Origin of the sequence: Actinoplanes sp. NPDC049118 (assembly GCF_040648555.1) — a bacterium.
Lineage (GTDB): Bacteria > Actinomycetota > Actinomycetes > Mycobacteriales > Micromonosporaceae > Actinoplanes.
In genome coordinates this window covers 1-4,821 of record NZ_JBEZDY010000036.1, presented here as the reverse complement: position 1 = coordinate 4,821, position 4,821 = coordinate 1, and the positions used below count along the sequence as shown (strand labels likewise).

General features: G+C 68.8%; 3 protein-coding genes and 1 pseudogene. 2 read left to right on the top strand and 2 right to left on the bottom strand.

Annotated features, from left to right (window positions below):
• Positions 1–290, top strand: a pseudogene (locus tag AB0B58_RS37595) (hypothetical protein); the annotation flags it as partial.
• An 11-nt stretch (positions 291–301) separates the two neighbouring features.
• On the opposite strand, the gene AB0B58_RS37590 reads toward AB0B58_RS37595, so the two are convergent.
• Together AB0B58_RS37590 and AB0B58_RS37585 are read right to left on the bottom strand one after the other, a co-directional pair.
• Positions 302–1,816 carry a diguanylate cyclase gene (locus AB0B58_RS37590; protein ID WP_360234392.1) on the bottom strand — a complete coding sequence of 505 codons (1,515 nt, stop codon included), beginning with the start codon at positions 1,814–1,816 and terminating at the stop codon, positions 302–304.
• A 103-nt stretch (positions 1,817–1,919) separates the two neighbouring features.
• On the bottom strand, positions 1,920–3,806 hold the full coding sequence (locus AB0B58_RS37585; protein ID WP_360234389.1) for a hypothetical protein: 1,887 nt from the start codon (positions 3,804–3,806) through the stop codon (positions 1,920–1,922).
• A gap of 269 nt (positions 3,807–4,075) precedes the next feature.
• Between AB0B58_RS37585 and AB0B58_RS37580 the strand changes: the two genes are divergently transcribed.
• Positions 4,076–4,821 (top strand): glycosyl hydrolase (locus AB0B58_RS37580; RefSeq protein ID WP_360234386.1); only part of this gene is annotated, 746 nt, incomplete at its 3' end.

Below are 4,821 nucleotides of genomic sequence, written 5' to 3'. Positions count from 1 at the left end.
CCGTACGGATCTGGGACGCCGTGACCGGTGCTGAACGCCGTACGCTCGTCGGTCACGCTGACCGGGTCAACTCCGTCGCTGTGGCACCGGACGGCACTCTGCTTGCCACCGCGAGCTCCGACCGCACCATACGAATCTGGGCGGCGGAATCCGACAGCGCCTGCGCCCTGACGAGGCTCGAGCAAGCCGCCCACGCCTGCGCTTGGAGCCCTACGGGCCAGTCGCTGGCCGTCGCCGGGGCAGGCGGCCTCTACAGGTTCAAGCTGAGGACCGCGCCTGCCGAGAGCTGATCTCTCCTTGCTCAGGCTGTGGATGCCGTCCGGGCGTCTACGGTGCCGTGCTTGACCGCATACATCGCCTTGTCGGCGTGGTCCAGGATCTCGTCGACGCTGAACGCCGTACCGGGTTCGTAGGTGACGACACCGACACTGGCGACGACGCGTACGACGTCGAGCTGCGCGACCGCGGCGCGGCGCACCCGCTGCGTCCACTCGTGCACTGTGGCGTCAGGCGGCAGTACCGCGGCGACGATGAACTCGTCTCCGCCGAGGCGTCCGTGCAGGTCGCCGGCGCGCCCGGTGCGAACCAGTGACGCGGCGACGCGGCGCAGCACCTCGTCGCCGGTGCCGTGCCCGAAGGTGTCGTTGACCGCCTTGAACTTGTCCAGGTCGACGAACGCGACCGCCAGCCGGGCACCGTCGCCGGCGATCCGCTCGCCGGCGGCCTGCAGCCACCGGTGGATACCGGCCCGGTTCGCCAACCCGGTCAACGCGTCACGCTCGGCGCTGTCGCGCAGCGCGCCGAGGCGCCGCTCGAGAATCGTGGCGCGGGTGGCGGCGACGCTGTGCGCGGTTTCGCGTGCCAGCTGCGCGGCGATGAGCTGCGCGAACGTGGCCATGATCGCCAACTCGCGCTCGTCGATGACGGTGCCGGTGCTGCTGGCCCCGCACAGCGTGCCGAGGATCTCATCGCGGGCGTCGCGCACCGGCACGCTGGCGTAGGCCGCGATACCGAGGTCCAGCGCCACGTGCGCGTCGGGCCACACCGCCGACACGTCCGCGACGTAGTAACGATTCTCGTCGATGGCGCGGCGGCATAGCGCGTCCTGCCAGCTCACCGTCAAACCTTCCGGGATGTGCAGTTTCCCGGTGTTGTGGGTGTAGGCCAGGATCAGTTCGTCAGAGGCCGGGTCGACCAGGGTCAGATACGTGGACTCCAGGCCGGTGACCTCCTGCAGCAGTTGCAGCAGCGGGCGGGTCAGCGCCTGTAGGTCGTGGCCCGCGGCGACGGCCTCCGCCAGGCGCCGCAACCCCGGACCGTCCGGGGCGTCGCCCCCGTCGAGGACCTCGCCGATATAGGCCGCGACCGCGCGCAGGGTGACCTCGTCGCGGGGGTTCAGCGAGTCCGCCAGTGCCGGACCTGCGCAGCACACCGCTCCACGGACCTGACCGCCGACCCGTAACGGCACACCGGCATACGCCGCGACACCGAACGCAACGGTGTGCGGATGCCCGGCCAGCACCGGATGCGCGCCGGCGTCGCCGACCACCGCCGGCAGCTCCCCGGACGCGACCAGATGACACAACGTGTCCTCGACCGGATGCGTGGTGCCGGCCGGCATTTCCGGTCCGTCGGGCACCCGCACGCTGTGCGTCACCACCCGCAACCCGTCACGAAACTCGCTGACAAAGGCAACCTGCAGACCCAGCTGCTCCATGAGCACCCGCAACGCCCGCTCGATGCGCTGATCGGTGGTACCGCCACCTACGCGCAGCGCCCCGACAAGGGCACCTTCAACAGCTGCCTGCATCTGCATGCCACCCAACGTCGGCCACCGTCGGCCGAACATGAGCCCGCAACCCGACTGCACCAACAAACTCACGATCGCACCGGAAGCTGGTGGAACGTTTCGCTGCGCGTCAGGATGCCTTTGGCACGATTTTTCCGACGGTGAGGTATCGGGTGCACAAGGTCACCTTCGGGTTGCTGACGCTGAGCTGCACCGCGTCGCCCTCCGCTTGCAACTGGAAGTAGATCTGGTTGAGCCCACGTCGAACGTCGAACCTGTGGGTTGCTTCGCCCAACCGGAATGTCACGGTCGAGTCGCCGGAACTCAGGTATCCGACGTGGATCCACCACGGCCAATCCGAGGCGGGCGCCTCCAGCGGGATCTGGAGGGCGGGACCGAACGAGACCCGGTGGCCACAGTTGTCGGTGGGTCCGGGGACGATGTCCAGGCCCTCCACCGTTGCCGGCCGAATCCGCCCGATGTCGTCGAACATCAACGGTTCCTCGGCCTCGGTCACGAAGACCGGCTGCCGCGCCGCCGCGCGGAAGAAGTGCGACTGCAGGTTGTCCGGGTAGAAGTAGCCGGCGACCACCTGTTCGGGTACGACGTTCTCCAGCAGGGCCGTACCGGGCGGTGCCGCGGCCAGCTCGGCCTGCGCCGTCGCCAGGTAGTCCCGCCCGTACTTCGTCTGCCAGGTGTCATTGAACCGGGTGATGCTCCACAGGGTGCCCACGGCGACCGTCGCCGCGACGACAACCGCGGCAACCAGCCCCACCGCGAAGGCACCAGGCTCTCGCATCACCGACGGCACCGGCCACTCCGCCGCGCCCCGCTCCTCCCGGTCGCGAAGACCCAGGAGGGCGACGCCGACGCACAGGGCCGCGACCACCACGACGTCCGCCAGGTAGCGGGGAACCAGGCCGGCCAGGTTGCCGAGCGTGCCGCCGAGACGGGTCACGACGAACAGTGCTGCGACCATGGCGACGTACGCGAGCAGCAACAGCCACGCCCGGCGCGCCGAGGCGCGACGCCGCACGGTCACCACTACCACTGCCAGTAGCGCCGCCCAGGCCAGCCACACGGCCGGCTCGGGCGGGTCGACCAGGGGCGGGCCGTCGCCGGCATGTGTCCATCGCCAGGGACCGCCGAGCATTCCGGGCACCAGATTGGTCCCGACCAGATCGACCACGAAGGCGACCGCGCCGCCGGGCGATTCGGGCTGCTGCAGGCGCGGCGACGGCCGAGACAGGTAGAACGGCACGTAGGCGGCGGTCAGCGCGGCCAGCGCCACCCAACCGGCCCAGAATCGGCGGGTCGCTTCCCGGAAGCTCGCGAACGTGCGCCCGGCGCAGAACAGGCAAGCGGCCAGCAGGAACACCAAGGGGACGATCAGCAGCGCTTTCGTGTCGAAGGCCAGCCCGAGCGCCACCGCCAGCATCAGAACCACCGCATACCGGTGCTGGCCGGTGCGCGCATAGCGCATCAGCGCCCCGATGGCGAGGACCATGGCCAGCTGCACGGGCAGCATCAGCAGGCCGACCATCCACAACGAACTGACCTCCAGGGTCAGCGGGCTGAACAGGAGCATGCACAGCGGTACCAGCAGGGCCCACCCCGGCCGCAGGAGAGTACGCAGCAGTCGGTAGAAGGCCACGCTCACCGCCACCTGTCCGACGGTGAGCAGCAGCACCCAGGGCCAGCCCGCGAGCCCGTCGACCCGCACTATCAGCCAGGCCAGCCAGAGGCCACCCGGCATCAGGTGGCCGTTGAAGATTTCGAGCAGATAGTCGGCGGTCAACCCGGTGTCCATCGCCCGAGCCGCGATCACGAACTCGTCCTGGGAGAAGTAGCCCCGGGTGGCGATGGCGGCCCGCCATGCCACCGTCACCACGATCAGGGCGATCGCCACCGCCCGAACCCGGTCCGCCTGGATCCACCGGGCGAGCGGCCCCGGATCCTCCGGTCCCGGCTCCGCAGTGGCGAAATATTCAGCCACGTCGTCCGCTGGCATGGACATGGTCAGTAGGGTGCCACACGTTCTCACAACTTGTGGTCCCGTCGAGGCGGCCACTGACGGCCAGTACGCGTCACTGGTCAACATGGACCGGCGAAGAGGAGGCCACGCCGAACGACAGGGAATTTCCGGCTTCGAAATCCTCAAGTTTCGCTGTTCGGGTCGTTCGCAACCCGGCGGCACCTGTTCGGGACCCGGCCGCGCACCCGCAGCACCGGAATCTCATTGCATGCCCGGTCGACAGCGGCCGGACAACGCGGGGGGTTCTGAAAGTGCGTATCAAGTTCGCGAAGTCGTTGACCGTTCTGGCCGCCATGGCCGTGGGTGCCGGTACCGCTCTGGCTGGTACCAGCGCCGCGACGGCCGCCCCGGCCGCCGCGCCGGCGGGTGGGAAGTGTGTGACCGGTGCGAACCTGGTCCCCTCCTGTGGCGTCCTCTGGGGCGCCGCCGCCGGCGGCTTCACCACCGCCCCGCGTGACGCCGAGCTGAAGAAGTGGGAGAAGACCTCCGGCCGCACCGCCAGCATCTTCCACACCTACCACAAGGGCGACGAGGTCTTCCCCACCAAGGCCGAGATCGCCATGGCCCGCGACAAGGACCAGCCCCGCGTGCTGCTGCTCAACTGGAAGATCGCCTACGGGTCGAACTGGGCCAAGGTCGCCAAGGGCGAACAGGACAAGCGCATCGACGCCTTCGCCACCCACGTCAAGAAGAACTTCCCGGAGAAGTTCTTCCTCGTGCTCAACCACGAGCCGGAGAACGACGTCATCGCCAAGAAGGGTTCCGGCTGGGAGGCCAAGGACTTCGCCGCGATGTACCGCCACACCATCAAGCGCCTGGAGTCCAAGGGCGTCACCAACGCGATCAACGTGATGGCCTACATGGGTAACGAGAAGTGGATGGCCCAGTCCTGGTGGAACGACCTGTACCCCGGCGACGACGTCGTCGACTGGATGGGCCTGGACTCCTACGTCTCGGCGGAGAAGGGCTACTACCACCACGGCAAGTTCGCCGACCT

Coding starts and splice junctions, on each gene's coding strand:
- AB0B58_RS37590 (WP_360234392.1), bottom strand. CDS start 1,816: ATGCAGATGCAGGCAGCTGTTGAAGGTGCCCTTGTCGGGGCGCTGCGC.
- AB0B58_RS37585 (WP_360234389.1), bottom strand. CDS start 3,806: ATGTCCATGCCAGCGGACGACGTGGCTGAATATTTCGCCACTGCGGAG.